Source organism: Streptomyces sp. NPDC005302, assembly GCF_040607345.1.
In the GTDB taxonomy this organism is placed as follows: Bacteria; Actinomycetota; Actinomycetes; order Streptomycetales; family Streptomycetaceae; genus Streptomyces.
In genome coordinates this window covers 235,582-253,113 of sequence record NZ_JBEXGN010000008.1, presented here as the reverse complement: position 1 = coordinate 253,113, position 17,532 = coordinate 235,582, and the positions used below count along the sequence as shown (strand labels likewise).

The following is a 17,532-nucleotide window of genomic DNA, read 5'->3' as shown; positions in this document are numbered from 1 at the left end:
GCCACCGCTCCGGAGTTCCCGGCCTGCCGCCCGGTGGTCCGCTCCCCCGCCGCTCCGGTGTCTTTTTCTCCCGGGCGGCGGTACCGGTCAGGATTCGAGAAGCCACCGGCCGGTCCCCCGGCCTAGCGTGAGGGGACCGCCGGAACAGCCGACGGGACGAGGGCCGGCCGACCCGGCCGCCACGCACACGGAGGACTCGCCATGACCGCCGGACTCAAGACCGTCATCTACCCCGTCAAGGACATCGCGAAGGCGAAGGCGCTGTTCACCGCGCTGCTCGGGGTGGAGCCGTACGTCGACGAGCCGTACTACGTCGGATTCAAGGACGCCGGCCAGGACGTCGGCCTGGACCCGAGCGGCCACTCCAAGGGGCTGACCGGCCCGGTGCCGTACTGGCACGTCGACGACATCAAGGAGACCCTGTCGGGCCTGCTCGCGGCCGGCGCCGAGACGCTCCAGGACGTCCAGGACGTGGGCGGCGGCCGGCTCATCGCGTCGGTCAGGGACGCGGAGGGCAACCAGGTCGGGCTGATCCAGGACACGGCCGCGTAGACAGAGCCGCGCGGGCCCGGGGCGTTCGACGGATCGCCCCCAGGCTCGCGGCCCGCGGAGGAAGTCCATGCGAGCGCACTAGTTGCACAGTCAACGAATGGCCCGATCTCCAGTACCATTCGGTTATGGCAACGCAGACGCCCGGTACCCGGCTGGAGGACCAGTGGCGGGACATCCTCTCGGTGCACGCCCGCACGATGTGCGAGATCGACCGCGCCCTGCACCCGCACGGCCTCGGAGCCAGTGACTTCGAGGTCCTCGACATCCTCGCCTCGGGCGCCGTGTCGCAGCCCGGCGAGCACTGCCGGGTGCAGAACATCGCGGGCCGGGTCCATCTCAGCCAGAGCGCGCTGTCGCGGCTCATCGGACGTCTGGAGAAGGACGGCCTGGTCGAGCGCACCGTCTGCGAGGAGGACCGCCGCGGGGTCTGGGTCGCCCTCACCGCGAAGGGCCGTGACCTGCACGCCGAGGTGCTCCCCCTGCAGCGGTCCGTGCTCGCCCGCATGCTGCCGGAATGACCCCCTCCACCCGGCCGTCGCCGGGTGGCTCCGAGGCCCCGGCGTTCAGCCGAGCGGCCGGGCCAGGAGCGTGCGGACGCCCTCCGAGCTGAGGGTCAGACCGTGCGGCGAGCTGGCGTCGATCGTCAGGGCCAGATCACCCGTCGGCCACTGCGAGGCGAGGGCGCCGAGCGGTACGAGGCGGTAGCGCGAGACCGACGGGAGCAGCTCGGCCATCTCCAGCTCGGAGGTGAAGACCGGGACCACCTGTTCCCCGCCCGGCTGGTCCAGGACGGGCAGTGCGACGGCCGTGGGATCGGCGACGTCCGCGTCCGTGACGTCGTCCGGCACGGGGACCAGTACGTCACTGCCGGCGAGCGTGTTCAGCGCCGCGGTGTCCTGGGTGTTCTCGGCGAGGGTGTTCAGTGCCTCCTGGGCGGGGGTCGCCTCGGCCGCGGTGGGGTGGTGGTTGTTCTGGGGGGTGTCCATGGCAGATCCCTCGGTCGTGGTCGGTGGGTGACCACCCGGGCGGGTTTCGGTCTTCCCGGGTGCAACGACCGTCGCGTACCCATCGCACACCGCGCCATTCATCCTGGCCCCGACCCATCCGGAATCGGGTGCGTCACTCACACCGCTCACGAGGTCACCCCGGGCATCCGACACCCGGGGTGACCTCGGCCGCAGCCGGTGGACCGGCCGCCGGTGCGGTGTGCGCGCTACTTCAGATACGGTCCGTCGGTGCCGATCTTGCCGGGACCGTTCAGGACGTACACCCGCAGGTTCCCCTTGCCGGGCGCCGCCACGGACAGGGTGCCTCCGGAGACGGTCTTCACGTCACCGGTGACGGCGTCCGTGTACGTGCCGTTCGGGATGCCGGTGTAGGTGGCCCCACCGGTGACCGTGACCAGGGCGAAGCTGTCGGTCGAGCCACTGGTGTAGCGGCGCTTGAAGGCCATCGATCCGGTGATCCCGTCGGTGGAGTACTGGGCCGACTGGAGGGCCGGGATCGCCCGGCGGATCAGGTTGAGCCGCTGGAGGTGCTTGACCAGCGGCTGGGCGAGGGTCGTGGCGACCTCGCCGCTCGCGGAGGCGACCGTCCCGAAGCCGGAGGCCGTCACGCTTCCCGCGAGGTGGTCCCCGTAGTAGGCGCGTCCGGTGGTGGCCAGCGGGCAGCTCGGCCCGCAGTCGATCTGCTTGCCCTTCTGGAACTCGATCTCCGATCCGTAGTACAGCGTGGGGATGCCGCGGAAGGTCCACATCAGGGCCATGTTCTCGGCCCAGGCGTCGGTGCCGCCGCTGTAGCGGGTGCTCGACTTGTTCGGTCCGTAGTCGTGGCTGTCCACGTAGACGACGTTGTACGTGGCGTCGTTGACGGAGTCGTCGGAGTCCTTGCCGTTGTTGTACGCGTTCTGCGCGTCGCCGAAGTTCATGTGCATCCGCATGTCGATGATGTTCATGCCGGAGAACTGGCTGCGGTCCGGGGTGTGATAGCTGTTCCCGCTGAGGAAGGCGTTCGCGGAGGTCGGCTGGTTCCCGGTGCCGAGCTGCTCCTCGTAGTCGTACTGCTCGATCGCCGCCTTCTCGTCGTCCGCGCTGTACTCCTTGCGCTCCTTCCAGGTGAAGAACTGCGCGGAGTGGTTCACCGAGCCGCGGTTCCACTTGTCGTTCACGAAGGCGCCCACCTCGCCGAAGACGAAGAAGTTCTTCGCCGCGTCGGTGCCGAACCGCTGGGTGACCCGGTCGAAGATGGCCGGCAGGAAGCGGCGGTTCCAGGTGACGCGCGGAATGTGGACGGCGGTGTCGACGCGGAATCCGTCGACGCCCATGTCGATGTACTTGTCGTACGCGCCGATCAAGTAGTTCTGGACGGTGGCGTTCTCGGTGTTGAAATCGGCCAGGTCCTCGTGCAGCCAGCACGAGCGGGAGTCCTCGCCCTCCCAGTTGCCGATCCAGCACTGGTGGTAGTACGCCTTGGGGAACATGCCCGAAGTGGGGTTGGGCCACTGGCAGTTGTAGACGGTGTATCCCTCGGCGCTCTTCCCGCCGGTGGGCTTGCCCCAGTTGAGGCAGGTGTTGCCGGTGGGTTCGGCGGTCGACCACAGGTCACCGTTGTAGTACGACTTGCCGGACTTGGGCTCGACGGTCAGGCCGTCGTACTCGAAGCCGTCGTTCTTCTCGTCGTAGTACCAGCTCCACTGGGAGTCGCGCACGCCGTAGACGGTCGGCGTGAAGAGGCCCTTGGCGCCCCAGCGGGAGCTGTGGTTGTAGACCACGTCCTGGTAGATCTTCATGCCCTTGGCGTGGGCCGCGTTGATCAGGTCCTGGTAGGAGGCTCCGGGCGACTCCAGGCGCGGGTCGACCTTGTAGAAGTCGTAGCCGTGATAGCCGTGGTAGTCGTAGTCCGAGCGGTTGAGGACGACCGGGGTGATCCAGACGGCGGAGAAGCCGAGCGCCTTGATGTAGTCGAGTTTGTCGACGAGCCCCTTGAAGTCGCCGCGGAACATGGGGTCGTTGTTGGCCGCGTTGCCCGACTTGACGTCCTGGTTGCCGCCCCGGTCGTTGGAGGTGTCGCCGTCCTCGAAGCGCGCGGTGAGGACGAAGTAGATCGGGTCCTTGCGCGGGTCGGTGCCCAGCGGGGTTCCCGCGGCCGGCGCCGGAGCCTTCTCGCCCGTCGTGGCGGGCGCCGCGGAGGAGGCCGGAGAGGTGTTTCCGGCCGCGTCGACGGCCTTCACCGTGTAGGTGTAGGTGGTCTTCTCCTCGAGTCCCGTGTCGGAGTAGACCGTCGAACCGACGTCGGTGACGACGGTTCCCTTGGTGCCGCCGGTCCGGGTGAGCTGGTACTTCGTCACGGCGGTGTTGTCGGTGGACGGTTTCCAGCTCACCACGACCGAGGTTCCGGTGGCGTCCGCGGTGACCCCGGTGGGCGTGCTCGGGGCCTGGGTGTCGGGCACCTGGGCCGCACACGGGTTCGCCGCCCCCGCCGTGACGGTCCGGTCCTTCACCGTCGTGGTGCCCGAACCGAGCGCGTAGTCGGTGCCGTTGTTGTTGTCCCAGACGCCGTTGCCGTTGTTGAAGGCCGCCTTGAGCGAGGTGGCCGAGCCGAGGTCGACGGTCTTCTTCCACCAGCCGGCGCAGGCGGACTCCATGCCGATGCCGGGGACCGTCGTCCAGGAGCCGCCGGTGGGCGCGTAGTGGAGGTTGGCCGTGCTCCAGCCGGAGGTGGCGGTCGAGTAGTAGACGGTCGCCTGGTTGCCGCTGCCCGTTCCGGTGTCGGCGCACGGGTCGCTGTGGGCGATGACGCCGTCCTTGACGGTGACGGTCCCTGTGCCCAGCGCGTAGTTGTTGCCGCCGTTGTTGTCCCAGGTCCCGCTTCCGTTGTTGAAGGTGGCCTGCAGCCCGGCGGCCGAGCCGAGGTCCACGGTCTCCTTCACCCAGTCCGTGCAGGCCGCCTCCATCCGGACGCCGGGCACGGTCGTCCACGAGCCGCCGTCGGGCGCGTAGTGCAGATAGGTGGCGGGCCAGTTCTTGGTCTTCGTGTAGTAGAAGACCGTTGTCGTGGCCGAGGTGGCGGCCGTCTCCGTCAGGGGGACGGAGCTCGCGTCCGGTGTGGCGGTCGCGAAGATCCCGGTCACCGCGGCGATCGCCACCAGCGGTCGCATCAGGCGGTGTCGGTGCCTGCGTCTCATGGGGCGTCTCCAATGCGGGCCGGGGAGCGGGGAGTTGCATTGCAAGAACAACCGGCAAGTTCCTGAAAGAGCTTGCGGGCGGAAGCTACAGGGACATGACAGCGACGTAAAGACATCTCACAGCGCCCGGAACACAGGGTGAGAACGGACCAGTGATGGTGACGGGCGCCCACGCGCCCGCCGGGGGTCCGCGCCTAGCGTGTGGGCATGCCGATGCAACCCTGGTTCACCGACGCCAAGCTGGGCATCTTCCTCCACTACGGCATCTACGCCGTCGACGGAGTGGCCGAGTCCTGGTCCTTCTACACGGGCGAGGTCACCTACGAGCGGTACATGAAACAGCTCGACGGCTTCACCGCTTCGCACTACGACCCACAGGGCTGGGCCGACCTCTTCGCCCGCGCCGGCGCCCGGTACGCCGTCCTGACCGCCAGACACCACGACGGCGTCGCCCTGTGGGACACCGCCCACCACAACCTGGACGTGGCACGGGACACCCCCGCCGGACGGGACCTGGTCGGCGGCTTCGCGGACGCCCTGCGCACCCGGGGCCTCAAGGTGGGCCTCTACTACTCGCACTCCGACTGGAACCACCCGGACTACCCGAGCCTGCGTCAGGTGCAGCCCGGCGACGTGCCGCCGAGCCGCTTCTCGCACGCCGGGCCCGGCGCGGAGGACCCGGCCGCCTGGGAGCGCTATCTGGCGTACCGCGACGGCCAGGTCGGCGAACTGGTCGACCGTTTCCGCCCCGACCTGCTCTGGTTCGACGGCGAGTGGGAGCGCACCGAGGAGCAGTGGCGGATGCGCGAACTCGCCGCCCTGATCCTCGCGGGCAACCCGGACACCGTCCTCAACGCCCGCATGCTCGGCCACGGCGACTACGCGACCCCCGAGCAGGGTGTCCCGCTCCGGGCGCCCGACGGGCCGTGGGAACTGTGCCTGACGGTCAACGGCTCCTGGGGTCACCGGCCGGACGACCGCGACTTCAAGTCCGTCGGCCGACTGGTGCGGTACTTCACGGAGACGATCGGCCTGGGCGGCAACCTGCTGCTCGCGGTCGGCCCCCGCGAGGACGGGACGATCCCCCGGGAACAGACCGAGCGTCTGGAGGGGCTCGGCGTGTGGATCGCGCGGCACGCAGGCGCGGTGTACGGCACGGTCGCCGGACTGCCCGCCGGCCACCACTACGGTCCGAGCACCCTGTCCGCGGACCGCCGCACCCTGTACCTGGTGTGTTTCGACGCGCCCCGGGAGGCGGTGTCGATCCGCGGTCTGCGGAACGCGGTCCGGCGGGTGACCGTCCTCGGCACGGGCACCGAACTCGGCCATCGCGTGACAGGCGGCCTGCACGCGGTCCCTGGCGTGACCTGGATCGACGCTCCGGCCGCGGACGATCTGGACGCCCACGCGACGGTGCTGGCCGTCGAGTTGGACGGCGAACTGGACCTCTACCGCGGCTCGGGACGCGACTGACGATCGGGCGGTCTACGAGGCCGCGCCCCCTCGCGTATCACCACCAGGTCAAGATTTCCCCTGGTGCGGGCCATGTCGGCGACCCCGGTGAGACGCTCGGGCCGAACCGGCGTATTCACGGTGGAGGGGCGACAGCAGCCGGCGGGCCCCTCCCGACCGGAGGTAGCACACGCGTGACCATCACCCGACCGGCCCCGCCGCCGGTGCATCCGCACGACGACGCGGAGCAGCCGCCCCGGCAGGGCTGGCAGATCAGCTCCCCGCTGGCCCTGACCATGCTTCTGCTGCTGGTCGTCGCGGCGCAGGGTCCGGTCCGGCGGGCGCTGTCCACACCGGTCATGCAGAGCTGGATGACGGTGTTCGTCGCCGTGGTCGTCCAGGCGCTTCCGTTCCTCGTCCTCGGTGTGCTGCTGTCGGCGGTCATCGCGGTGTTCGTCCCGCCGTCGTTCTTCGCCCGGGCGCTGCCGAAGCGTCCGGCCCTCGCGGTGCCGGTCGCCGGGATGGCCGGGGCGATCCTGCCGGGCTGCGAGTGCGCCTCCGTTCCGGTGGCGGGCGCGTTGGTGCGGCGGGGGGTCACCCCGGCTGCGGCCCTCGCGTTCCTGCTGTCCGCGCCGGCGATCAACCCGATCGTGCTGACGGCCACCGCCGTGGCTTTCCCCCGCAACCCGGAGATGGTCCTCGCCCGCTTCGTGGCCAGTCTGCTCGTGGCCTGCGTCATGGGCTGGCTGTGGCAACGGCTCGGCCGGGCCGACTGGTTGCGCCCGCCGGAGCGCCCCGCGCACGAGGGGCTCGGCAGAGGAGCCGCGTTCTGGGGGTCGGTGCGGCACGACGTGATGCACGCGGGCGGCTTCCTCGTGCTCGGCGCGATGGCGGCCGCCACGCTCAAGTCCGTGGTACCGGCGAGCTGGCTGCAGGCCGCGGCCGGGAATCCGGTGCTGTCGGTGCTCGCCCTCGCGGTGCTGGCCGTCCTGCTGTCGATCTGCTCGGAGGCCGACGCCTTCGTGGTGGCCTCGCTGACCCAGTTCTCCTTCACCGCGAAGCTGGCGTTCCTCGTGGTCGGGCCGATGATCGACCTGAAGCTCTTCGCGATGCAGGTCGGGACGTTCGGGCGCGGTTTCGCGACCCGGTTCGCGCCCACCACCTTCGCCCTCGCGATCCTCATGTCCGTGCTGGTCGGGGCGGTGCTGCTGTGAACCGGCAGGCGCAGGCGGCGGTGCTCTTCCTGGTCGGCGCGGCGGTGCTGCACGCCGGTGCCACGGATCTCTATCTCCGGTACGTCAAGGCGGGGTTGCGGCCGCTGCTGCTCGCGGCCGGCGTGGTGCTGATCGCGACGGCGCTCGCCACGGTCTGGTATGAGGTGCGGGAGCGGCGGACCGCGTCCGGGAGCACGGCGGGCGACGGTCACGCGCACCCGCACCGCGAGCCGCGTATCTCCTGGCTCCTGGTGCTGCCTCTGCTGGCGCTCATCCTGGTCGCCCCGCCCGCGCTCGGCTCGTACAGCGCGATGCGTACGGGTACGGCGCTGCAGGCGCCCTTCGGATACCCCGCGCTGCCCGCGGGCGACCCGGTCCCGCTGGGGCTGGTCGACTACGCGGGCCGGGCCGCGTACGGGCACGGACACACACTCGGCGACCGGCGGATCAGGATCACCGGCTTCGTCGCGCTCGACCACGCCGGCACCCCGTATCTCGTCCGCATGGCCCTCAACTGCTGTGCCGCCGACGCCCAGCCGGTCAAGATCGGACTGTCCGGGCGGATCCCGCCCGTGCTCCAGCCCGACACCTGGCTCGAGGTGACCGGCACCTACAGCAGCAGGCGCACGAAGGACTCCGTGAACGGCGGCATCATCCCGTTCTTCGACGTCAGCAGCGCGCGACCGGTCCCGACGCCGCGCGACCCGTACGACGAGAGCTGGAACAACTGACCGCGCTTCCCGGTCTGTTCGTTCAGGCCGCCGGGTCCGGCAGATAGCTCGCCAGGCCGCGCAGAATGATCTCCAGGCCGATGTCGAACCGCTCGTCGGAGGAGTCCGTCACCATGACCCCGGCCAGGGCGCGCAGATGGGGGAAGTCCGCGGCGGGCAGGGACGCGAAGTAGTTCTGCATCTCGTCGGCCATCTCGCGCCAGTCGGGCCGGGCCGGCGAGGAGGTGCCGGCGCTCTGCTGCGCGGCTCGGTCCCGCCACATGCCCTCCTCCAGGACGAACCCGTCGATGTACGTCGAGATGAGGTCACCGGCCTCCGCCGCGATGCGGTCGGGGAGCCCGGCGGTACGGAACACGGCGAGCAACGCCTCGACGTGCGGCAGCAGTTCGGCGGTGAAGGGGACGTGGGCCATGGAGATCCTCGCCATGTCCCGGTGGGACAGCAGGCGTTGCCGCCCCGCGCGGGCGTACGCGCGAATCGCTTCCTGCCAGCGCTCCGGGTCGGCCTCGGGCGGCTCGAAGCCGTCGAAGAGCCGGGTGTACATGAGCTCCAGGAGATCGTCCTTGGAACTGACGTAGGCGTAGAGGGCGGAGACCGTGACGCCCAGCTCGGCGGCCACCTGACGCATCGAGAGGCCGTCGAGTCCCTGACGGTCCAGGACGGTGAAGGCGGCTTCGACGACGCGCTCGCGCGACAGCGGTGTGCGGGCCGGGGCGACGCGGCCCCGGGCCGGGCGCTCGCGCTCCCAGGGGGACGGCGGGGGCTGTGCGGGGGTGCCGTCGGCCGCGTCGGTCATGTGGACAGTCTAGGTGCCGGGAGAGCGGTGTTCTCTCCAGGTGAGCAGCGTTCATCCGGAGATACACGATATATCTTGTCTCGGCTTGCCGGTTGCGCTATATCTTAATGAACGCCGTTCTCTCGGTGAGCACCGTTCTGCTAGGGTGAACAGTGTTCTCCGGTGTCTGGTCGCCTCTCCCCCGCGCCCTCCAGGGAGCCGGGCAGTCGCATTCCATCCGCCCCTCCGCGCTCGCCGATCGTCGTCGCGCGGTCTTTTCCGAGGAGTTCCGATGTCCACCACCGGTGTCGCGTCCGCCGAGACGCCCATCGACTCACCAGCCCCGTACCGGTGGCGCTGGGCTGCGCTCTTCGTGATTCTCGCGGCCGAGGTGATGGACCTCCTCGACGCCGTCGTCACGAACATCGCCGGCCCCTCCATGCGGGCCGACCTCGGCGGCGGCGCCTCCACGCTGCAGTGGCTGGCCGCCGCGTACACCCTGTCGATGGCGGTCGGGCTCGTCACCGGCGGACGCCTCGGCGACATCCACGGGCGCCGCCGGATGTTCCTGGTGGGAGCCGCCGGGTTCACCCTGGGTTCGCTGCTCTGCGCGATCTCCGTGTCCCCGGAGATGCTGATCGGCGCGCGCATCGTGCAAGGCCTGTTCGGCGCGGTGATGCTGCCGCAGGGCCTCGGCATGATCAAGGAGATGTTCCCGCCGAAGGAGTCGCAGAAGGCCTTCGGCATGTTCGGCCCGGTCATGGGACTGTCCGCGGTGTGCGGGCCGATCCTGGCGGGCTGGCTCGTGGACGCCGACTACTTCGGCACCGGCTGGCGCATGATCTTCCTGATCAACCTTCCGCTGGGTGCCGCCGCGATCGCCGGCGCCCTGCGCTACCTGCCCAAGGGCCGCTCCGAGACCAAGCCGCGGCTCGACATCCCGGGCATGCTCCTGGTCTCGCTGGCCGCGCTGCTCATCATCTTCCCGCTGGTCCAGGGCCGCGAGTACGACTGGCCGCTGTGGACGTTCGCGATGATGGCCGCCTCGGTCGTCGTCTTCGCGGTCTTCGCCCGGTACGAGTCGCACCGCAGCAGCACCGGCCAGGACCCGCTCGTCGTCCCCAGCCTCTTCCGCAAGCGCGGTTTCAGCGGCGGCATGGTCCTCGGGCTCGTCTTCTTCTCGACCATGCAGGGCTTCATGCTGGTGTTCAACCTGTACACCCAGATCGGCCTCGGCTACTCGCCGCTCAAGGCCGGCCTGGTGATGGTGCCCTGGTCGGGCGGCATGATCGTCGGCTTCGGACTCGCCCAGGGTGTCGTCCGGTTCGGACGGACGGTGCTGCAGGCGGGCGCGCTGGTCATGGCGCTCGGCGTGTTCGGTGTCTGGCTGACCCTCGACCAGGTGGGATCCGGTGTCGGCCCCTGGCAGTTGCTGCCGTCGCTGCTCGTCACCGGCATCGGCATGGGCCTGCTCATGGCGCCGTTCTTCGACATCGTCCTCGCCAGCGTCGAGCAGCACGAGACGGGTTCGGCGTCCGGCACGATGACCGCGGTGCAGCAGCTCGGCGGCGCCTTCGGCGTGGCCATCCTCGGCACCGTGTTCTTCGGACTGCTGGGCGGCGGGATCGCCACCGCGGTCGACCACCGCTCGGACGACCTGCGCGGGAAGCTGACCGCGGCGCACGTCGCCCCCGCCGCGCAGGACCGCATCGTCGCCGACCTGCGCCGGTGCGCCGCGGACCGCGCCACCGCGAAGGACCCGGCCGCGACCCCGGCGTCCTGCGCACTCCTGACGAAGGAGACCCGGTCCGCGGTGACCTCGCCCGAGGCGGGTGCCCGCGTGCCCGCCGCGCTGGAGGCCACGGCGTCGTCGGCCTTCCGCAGCGGTTTCGGGTCGGTCATGCAGACCGTCCTCTGGATCGTCGACGGCATGCTCGCCCTGACCTTCCTGCTCGCGTTCCTCCTGCCGCGCCGCGCCCGCCCCGAGGAGTCCGCCGGACACTGAGCCGGGCCACGGCATCGCGGACGGGACGGTCGGAAAGCCCTTCGGAAGGGTGTCCGGCCGTCCCGTCCGCTGTGGCGGTGCGGCACGCGGTCGGGCCGACCCGATTCCTGGATCAGGCAGAGACCCCGCCCGTGTTCGGCGGCCGCACGGCAACCCCGGTGCGTGGCGTGGGGCGACGGCACACTCCCACAAGCAATCCCGCCCGCGGCGCGCCGGTCCGGGCGGAACACGCTTCACCCCGGTCAGGTCCGCACGGGGTGCGCCGCGTACCGTTCGAGCAGGCAGAACGCGCACGCGGAGCCCGGGAGCGGGACGACGCCCGCCGGGCGCGCGGCACCCGCGCCGATGTACCTGCCGCCGACCGACCCGCACCCTCCCGGAAGGACGAGCCCCGTGCTCACGTCGTACGCGGACCACTTCGACACGCCTGCCGGGTATCTCGACTTCGCACGGTTCGGGCCGCCCTCGCGCGACGTCCTGGCCGCGACCGCCCGGGCGATGGAGGAGTCGGCCCGCGCCGACCACACCACCGTGGACGGCCTGATGCTCGCGGAGGAGGTAGCACGGGAGACGGCCGCCCGGCTCGCCGGGACCGACAGCCGGCACACCGTGCTCCTCCCCAACGCGTCCACGGGGCTGTTCCACGCCGCGCTCGGGATCCGCGAGGGCGTGGTCCTCGCCCCACGCACCGACTTCCCCGCCAACCACTATCCGTGGCGCCGCAGCGCCGACCTGGGCCGGGCCACGCCCCGCTGGCTCGATCCCGCACCCGGCGGCGGCGTCACCCCCGACCTGGTCCGCGCCGCGCTGACCGACGATGTCGTCGCCGTGTCGGTCAGCGCCGTCGACTTCCGTACCGGCTTCCGTGCCGATCTCGCGGCGCTGCGCGAGGCGATCGGGCCGGACCGGCTGCTCGTCGTGGACGCCATCCAGGCGTTCGGGGTGGCGCGGATGGCGTGGGACGCGGCCGACGTCGTGGTCGCGGGCGGCCAGAAGTGGCTGCGCGCGGGATGGGCCACCGGCTTCGCCGCGCTGTCCGATCGCGCGCTGGAGTCCCTGGAGCCGGTCCTCACCGGCTGGACGGGCGTCGAGGACGTCGGCCTCTTCGACGGGACGGAGCACGTACCCGCCGTGGACGCGCGTCGGTGGTCGATCACCAACCTCAGCCCGGTGACGGCCGCCGCGTTCGCGACCGGTCTCGGCCTCGTGGAGCGGTACACGGTCGCGGCGATCGAGGCCGCGATCACGCTACGGGTCGCCGAGCTGGCCGAGGCCGTCGAGGACCACGGCGGTCATGTCATCTCCCCCGCCGATCCGGCACGGCGTGCGGGCGTCCTCGCCTTCACGATGCCGGACCACGATCCCTCCGTCGTCGCGAAGGCCCTGCACGCCGAGGGCGTCACGCCGACGGTCCGCGCCGACTCCCTCAGGTTCTCCCCGCACGCCTCGACGCCGCCGGAGGCCGTCGCCCGGGTGGCCGCCGCACTGGCGTCGCTCCGCGACTGAACGCGGCGGACCGACGACACCGGCTCGCAGACGGCCCGCTGGGGGGCGTCGCACCGGGCCCGCCGCGCCGGTGATCCGGCCGCGCGGCGGAGCGGGCCGGGCCGGTATCAGGTCGCGGGCTCGAACCAGGTCTGCTCGTCGACCAGCGCCTGCTTGATGCGGAAGAGGGCGTGCTCGCTCAGCTCCGGCAGGGCGTCGACGGCGAACCAGCCGACCTGGAGCGACTCGTCGTCGTTGACGCGGGCCTCGCCGCCGACGGCGCGGCAGCGGAACGTGGTGTCCATGAACTGGCAGACGTCGCCGTTGTCGAAGGTCACCTGCTCGCCGGCCTGGACCACGACCACCCGCTCGACCTCGATGCGCACGGCGGTCTCCTCGTACACCTCGCGCACGGCACAGGCGGCGGGCTGCTCGCCGGGCTCCGGCATGCCGGAGATGAGCGCCCACCTGCCATTGTCGGAACGCTGGCCGAGCAGCACTCTGCCCTCGTCGTCGAAGACGACGGCGCTCACTCCGGGGAGCCAGAGGAGCTGGTGGCCGGCGGAGGCCCGGATCGCGAGGATGAAGTCGGGAGTAGCCATGGTCCCGACCCTAACCGCGCGTCCGGGCTCCCCCGGAGCCGACCCGGTTCAGCGCCGCGCGGTGTTCCGCCGGGCCCGCACGGCCGTCGCGGCGCCCCAGCCGAGACCGCCGGCGGCGACCAGCACCAGGAACATCTCCGGGATGATTCCGAGCTTCGTGGCCGGGGTCTGGGAGGAGCGCAGCGGCACCTTCTGGACCAGGGAGTCGGCGACGAACATGCCGGTCTTCTGGGTGATCCGTCCGTCCGGCATGATCACGGCGCTGACACCGCTCGTCACGGGCACCGTGACGGTACGGCTGTGCTCGACGGCGCGGATACGGGACATGGCGAGCTGCTGGTAGGTCATCTCGCTGCGGTCGAAGGTGGCGTTGTTGCTGGGCACCGAGATGATCTGGGCACCGTCGGTCACGGTGCTGCGCACGGCCCAGTCGAAGGCCGCCTCGTAGCAGGTGACCAGGCCGACCCGGGTGCCGTTCATGGTGAAGACGCCCGCCTCGGTGCCCCGGCTGAAGTCCTGGCGGACCATGGTCGTCCAGTCCTTGTTGATGGCGCCGAGCAGCGAGCGCATCGGCAGGTACTCGCCGAACGGCTGGATCTGCCGCTTGTCGTACGTGTCCACCGGGCCCTTGGCCGGGTCCCAGAGGATCTGCTCGTTGTAGAGCCTGCCGTCGCGTTCTACGACCCCGCCGACCGAGATGGGGGCGCCGATCGCCCGCGCCGCCTCGTCGATGACGGCGCGGGCGTCGGCGTTGGCGAACGGGTCGATGTCGGAGGAGTTCTCGGGCCACAGGACCAGTTCGGGCCGGGCGACCTTGCCGGCCTTGACCTCGGCCGCCAGCCGTTCGGTCTCCCGTACGTGGTAGTCGAGGACGGCCCGCCGCTGGGAGTTGAAGTCCAGTCCCGCGCGCGGGACGTTGCCCTGGATCAGCGCGACGGTCGCCGTGCCGTCCTCGGCCTTGTCGCTGACCAGGGTGCGTGCGGCGAGCGCTCCGACGACCGGGACGGCGATGGCGAGCAGTGCCGCGGCCGCCGCGCCCCGGCGCAGGACACGGGTGCCGCGGGCCTCGACGGCCAGCCGGACGATCTCGTAGAGCCCGAATCCGCAGAGCACGACGGCGAAGCCGACCACCGGGGTGCCGCCGAGCGCGGCGAGCGGCAGGAAGACGCCGTCGGCCTGGCCGAACGCGATCTTCCCCCAGGGGAACCCGCCGAAGGGCGCACGCGCGCGTGCCGCCTCGCCGGCGATCCAGATGGCCGCGGCCCACAGCGGCCACCCGGGCAGCCGGGAGACCAGGGTGATGCCGGCGCCGACGAGCGCGATGTAGACCGCTTCCACCACGACGAGCGCGATCCACGGGCCGGGGCCGACCTCGACGCCCGTCCACACGAGCAGGGGCAGCAGGAATCCGAGGCCGAACAGGTAGCCGAGGCCGAGAGCGGCCTTCCAGGAGCGACCGCGCAGGGTCCAGGCGAAGACCGCGAAGGCGGGCAGCGCCAGCCACCAGAGCGTCCGTGGCGGGAAGCTGACGTACAGCAGTACTCCGGAGAGTGCCGCGGCGGCGGCCGGGACGAGACGGCGGACCAGAGCGGCCCCGCGCGAGGCGGGCGCGGCCTGGGGTTCGAGCTGTTCCGGCTCGTCTACGGTGGTTGCGGTGGCGGTCACTCCGGGAGTGTACGGCGGCTGACCTGGGGGCCGACAGCTCGGTCCGACAGCCCCCGCAGGGTGGGACAGTGCTCCGAAGGCGGTCGCGCCGTCGCGCGCAGCAACGTTCCTGCACAACTTCTCCCCAAAGCGGCACATCACCCGTTACGGTGTGCCCGAGCCTCTGACGTGCGGCCCGTTGCGGACGGCGCCCGAGGTACGGCGACGTCGGGGGGCGACGGGGTGGGTTCCACGGGGACGGCGTCCGCGACGGACGCCTCGGCCACGGGCGAGAGACGCAGCGCTTCCGACGCGGCGGGCATGGGGGTGCTCGCGGCCTGTGCCGCCTGGTCGCTCATCACGGCGGCCGCGCACGACGGCCGCCCCGAGGGGGTGCTGCTCGCGGTGCTCGCCGTGACCGCCGGCTACGCCTCGGGACGGATCCTCGGCGTACTCCTGCCGGTCGCCGCACCCTGCGCCGGAGCACTGACCGGTCTCGGCCTCGCCATCGCCACACCCGGCCCGCAGATCAGCCTGCAACTCGGCCACAGCGGAGCCACCGCCGCCCTGCTGACCCTCTCCTCCGGCGCCGCGTGCTGCGCCGCCTGGGCGGCCCGCCCGCCCGCACTGCGGCTCGCACTGCGCCTGCTGGCTGCGGTGATCGCGGTGACGGCGGCGCTCCTCGGGTCGATCACCGGTCTCATCACGTGCGCCGGCGTCCTGCTGTGCTCGCTCGCCGCCGCACGGGTGCGCCGCCGCGCCGTCGGCCTCACGGGGTTCGCGGCCGCCGCGGCGGTGGTGACCGCGGCGGTCTGGGCGATCTGCGAGAACGCGCTGCCCGACGGTCTGACGGCCTCCCTGCGGGGCGGGCTCACCGGGCACCGGATGCTGCTCTGGCACGACGCGCTGCGGATGGTCCGGGGCGATCCCGCCCTGGGCGTCGGGCCCGGGCGGTACGGCGACCTCAGTCCCACGGTCGCCCAGTCGCTGCTGCCGGACGGCAAGGCGCACTCCGCGCCCCTCCAGCAGGCGGCGGAGCAGGGGCTGATCGGCGTCGCCCTGCTCGCGGCGGCGTTCTGCTGGATGCTCTACGCGCTCCTGCGCAGCCCGCGCTCCACGCCGATCGCACTGACGGCGGGCGCGGCTCTCACGGCTCTGGCCGTGATCGCGTCGATCGGCAACGCGCTCAGTTTCATGACGGTCACCGCCGGGGCCGGACTGCTCGCCGGCCTCGCGACGGCCCGCCCTCTCGGCGCGGGGGAACGGGACGATTCCGTCGGCGCGATCCCGCGTCCGTCGGGTGAGCCACGGCTCTGAGGACCCGGTGGTGCGTCAGCGCACCGTCCCGGACCCGCCGGGCCTCAGGTGGTCACGGATGATCCGTACCGCCGCCTCGGCGTTGTCCACGGTGATGGTGAACGTGTGGCCGTCGCCCAGCCGCAGCACGACGCCCTCGCCGCGTCGGACGATGACGGCGGTGCCCTGTTCGGGCCGCCATCGGTAGCCCCAGCCGCCCCACTGGCGCGGGGTGACCTGCGGCGCGAAGTCGGCGCCGACGACGGTCGACAGGGGGATGCGGCGTCTCGGGAGCCCTATGTGGCCGCACCGCACTTCCAGGCAGTCCTTGTCCACCTTCACGGCGACATGCACGAACGCGAGCGTGCCGAAGAGGATGAGCAGTCCGGCGGCGATACAGCCGACCACGGACATGATCAGGGGCGCTGTGCCCGAGGTCCAGCCGGAGTCGACCGCCAGCTCGATCCCCAGAGCCAGACAGGCCACACCGCCGAGGGCGGGCAGCAACTGGACGCGGTTCCTCGCGCGGCCGGTCCAGAGCTCCGGCAGCGGGATGGTCTTGCCGTGGGGGTGGTCCCTCATACGTATGAGACTACTCAGGTTCCGCTGAGGGGGCACCGGGTCGCGGAGCGTCACTCCCCCGGGTGGGCGATCCTCCCGGCGACGCCTTCGTCATGGTGACGGCCCGTGCCCGTACCGAGGGTGTCCACCCCTGAACCACCGGTGTCCGGGGCGTATGGGGATCAGAGGCTTCGCATAGCTGTACGCGAGGAGCCCGCGCGGCGCCCGTCACTCAGTGTGCGGGGCTGACCGCCGCGAGGATGCGGCCTTCCTCGTAGGTGAGGGCGGTCGCGGGCAGCGCGCCCTCCTGTCCGGTGAGCAGCACCGTGACCGTGGAGCGAGCGGGCGCGGCGGGATCGGGCCGCGCGCCGATCCGGCGCAGCGCCTGTGCGGCGACCGCGCCGGCCGAACCGTGCAGGACGAGGGGCGGAAGGCCGGGACGCTGCAGGGCCGCGCGGATGCGTTCGGCGACCAGCTCGTAGTGCGTGCAGCCGAGGACGACGGCTCGCACGTCCTCGGGGGTGCGTGCCGCCGCCGCGGTGACGGCGGCGTCGACGGCAGCCTGGTCGGCGTGCTCCACCGCGTCCGCGAGTCCGGGGCAGGCGACCTCGGTGACCTCGACGTCCCCGGCGAACTCCTCGATGAGTCCGCGCTGGTAGGGGCTGCCGGTGGTGGCCGGCGTGGCCCAGATCGCGACGGGTCCGCCGCCCGCGGCGGCGGGCTTGATCGCCGGGACGGTGCCGATGACGGGCACGTCCGGCTCCAGCCGGGCGCGCAGCGCGGGCAGGGCCCGTACGGAGGCGGTGTTGCAGGCGACGATCAGGGCGTCGGGCCGGTGCAGCGCGGCGGCCTCCGCGACGGCCAGGGCGCGGGCGGTGACGTCCTCCGGGGTGCGCGGTCCCCACGGCATGCTGCCGGGGTCCGAGGAGAGGACGAGATCGGCGTCGGGCCGTAGTCGACGCACCGCCGCGGCGGCAGCGAGCAGTCCGATTCCGGAGTCCATGAGCGCGATCTTCACCCGGTCACCATAGA

General features: G+C 71.7%; 15 protein-coding genes. 8 read left to right on the top strand and 7 right to left on the bottom strand.

Going from position 1 to position 17,532, the window contains the following annotated elements; translation table 11 throughout:
* Positions 1-201: 201 nt before the first annotated feature.
* Both ABZT74_RS15120 and ABZT74_RS15115 read left to right on the top strand, forming a co-directional pair.
* Positions 202-552, top strand: a complete 351-nt coding sequence (locus ABZT74_RS15120; RefSeq protein WP_355872863.1) for a VOC family protein — start codon at positions 202-204, stop codon at positions 550-552.
* A gap of 125 nt (positions 553-677) precedes the next feature.
* Positions 678-1,070: a MarR family transcriptional regulator gene (locus ABZT74_RS15115; RefSeq protein WP_355872865.1), complete on the top strand. Its 393-nt coding sequence runs from the start codon at positions 678-680 to the stop codon at positions 1,068-1,070.
* Between the two features lie 45 nt (positions 1,071-1,115).
* On the opposite strand, the gene ABZT74_RS15110 is transcribed toward ABZT74_RS15115, so the two are convergent.
* Entirely contained in the window at positions 1,116-1,538 is a 423-nt protein-coding gene (locus ABZT74_RS15110) for an SseB family protein (RefSeq protein WP_081222885.1), read from the bottom strand.
* Positions 1,539-1,765: 227 nt separating this feature from the next.
* Positions 1,766-4,735 (bottom strand): carbohydrate binding domain-containing protein, encoded by a 2,970-nt coding sequence (locus ABZT74_RS15105; RefSeq protein ID WP_356435192.1) that lies wholly within the window; start codon positions 4,733-4,735, stop codon positions 1,766-1,768.
* Positions 4,736-4,942: 207 nt separating this feature from the next.
* Here ABZT74_RS15105 and ABZT74_RS15100 point away from each other — a divergent pair, with 207 nt between their 5' ends.
* The 3 genes from ABZT74_RS15100 (at position 4,943) to ABZT74_RS15090 (ending at position 8,132) form a co-directional block, all read left to right on the top strand.
* Positions 4,943-6,208 carry an alpha-L-fucosidase gene (locus ABZT74_RS15100; RefSeq protein WP_356435189.1) on the top strand — a complete coding sequence of 422 codons (1,266 nt, stop codon included), beginning with the start codon at positions 4,943-4,945 and terminating at the stop codon, positions 6,206-6,208.
* Between the two features lie 203 nt (positions 6,209-6,411).
* Positions 6,412-7,401 (top strand): permease, encoded by a 990-nt coding sequence (locus ABZT74_RS15095; RefSeq protein ID WP_355872979.1) that lies wholly within the window; start codon positions 6,412-6,414, stop codon positions 7,399-7,401.
* Positions 7,398-8,132 carry a TIGR03943 family protein gene (locus ABZT74_RS15090; protein ID WP_355872874.1) on the top strand — a complete coding sequence of 245 codons (735 nt, stop codon included), beginning with the start codon at positions 7,398-7,400 and terminating at the stop codon, positions 8,130-8,132. The genes ABZT74_RS15095 and ABZT74_RS15090 overlap by 4 nt, the downstream gene beginning before the upstream one ends.
* 22 nt (positions 8,133-8,154) lie before the next feature.
* Here the strand turns inward: ABZT74_RS15090 and ABZT74_RS15085 are convergent, their stop codons facing one another.
* Positions 8,155-8,928, bottom strand: a complete 774-nt coding sequence (locus tag ABZT74_RS15085; RefSeq protein ID WP_356174902.1) for a TetR/AcrR family transcriptional regulator — start codon at positions 8,926-8,928, stop codon at positions 8,155-8,157.
* Between the two features lie 271 nt (positions 8,929-9,199).
* Here ABZT74_RS15085 and ABZT74_RS15080 point away from each other — a divergent pair, with 271 nt between their 5' ends.
* Positions 9,200-10,912 (top strand): MFS transporter, encoded by a 1,713-nt coding sequence (locus ABZT74_RS15080; protein WP_356435185.1) that lies wholly within the window; start codon positions 9,200-9,202, stop codon positions 10,910-10,912.
* 393 nt (positions 10,913-11,305) lie between these two features.
* Positions 11,306-12,418 carry an aminotransferase class V-fold PLP-dependent enzyme gene (locus tag ABZT74_RS15075; RefSeq protein ID WP_356435182.1) on the top strand — a complete coding sequence of 371 codons (1,113 nt, stop codon included), beginning with the start codon at positions 11,306-11,308 and terminating at the stop codon, positions 12,416-12,418.
* Between the two features lie 107 nt (positions 12,419-12,525).
* On the opposite strand, the gene ABZT74_RS15070 is transcribed toward ABZT74_RS15075, so the two are convergent.
* Both ABZT74_RS15070 and lnt read right to left on the bottom strand, forming a co-directional pair.
* Positions 12,526-12,999, bottom strand: a complete 474-nt coding sequence (locus ABZT74_RS15070) for an NUDIX domain-containing protein (RefSeq protein ID WP_355872885.1) — start codon at positions 12,997-12,999, stop codon at positions 12,526-12,528.
* Between the two features lie 48 nt (positions 13,000-13,047).
* Positions 13,048-14,664: an apolipoprotein N-acyltransferase gene (gene lnt / locus ABZT74_RS15065; protein WP_356435179.1), complete on the bottom strand. Its 1,617-nt coding sequence runs from the start codon at positions 14,662-14,664 to the stop codon at positions 13,048-13,050.
* 300 nt (positions 14,665-14,964) lie between these two features.
* Between lnt and ABZT74_RS15060 the strand changes: the two genes are divergently transcribed.
* Positions 14,965-15,960: an O-antigen ligase family protein gene (locus ABZT74_RS15060; protein WP_356435334.1), complete on the top strand. Its 996-nt coding sequence runs from the start codon at positions 14,965-14,967 to the stop codon at positions 15,958-15,960.
* Positions 15,961-15,975: 15 nt separating this feature from the next.
* On the opposite strand, the gene ABZT74_RS15055 is transcribed toward ABZT74_RS15060, so the two are convergent.
* Together ABZT74_RS15055 and ABZT74_RS15050 are read right to left on the bottom strand one after the other, a co-directional pair.
* Positions 15,976-16,521, bottom strand: coding sequence for a hypothetical protein (locus ABZT74_RS15055; protein ID WP_356174891.1), 546 nt, complete (start codon positions 16,519-16,521; stop codon positions 15,976-15,978).
* Between the two features lie 211 nt (positions 16,522-16,732).
* Positions 16,733-17,518, bottom strand: a complete 786-nt coding sequence (locus ABZT74_RS15050; protein ID WP_356435176.1) for an aspartate/glutamate racemase family protein — start codon at positions 17,516-17,518, stop codon at positions 16,733-16,735.
* Positions 17,519-17,532: the final 14 nt, after the last annotated feature.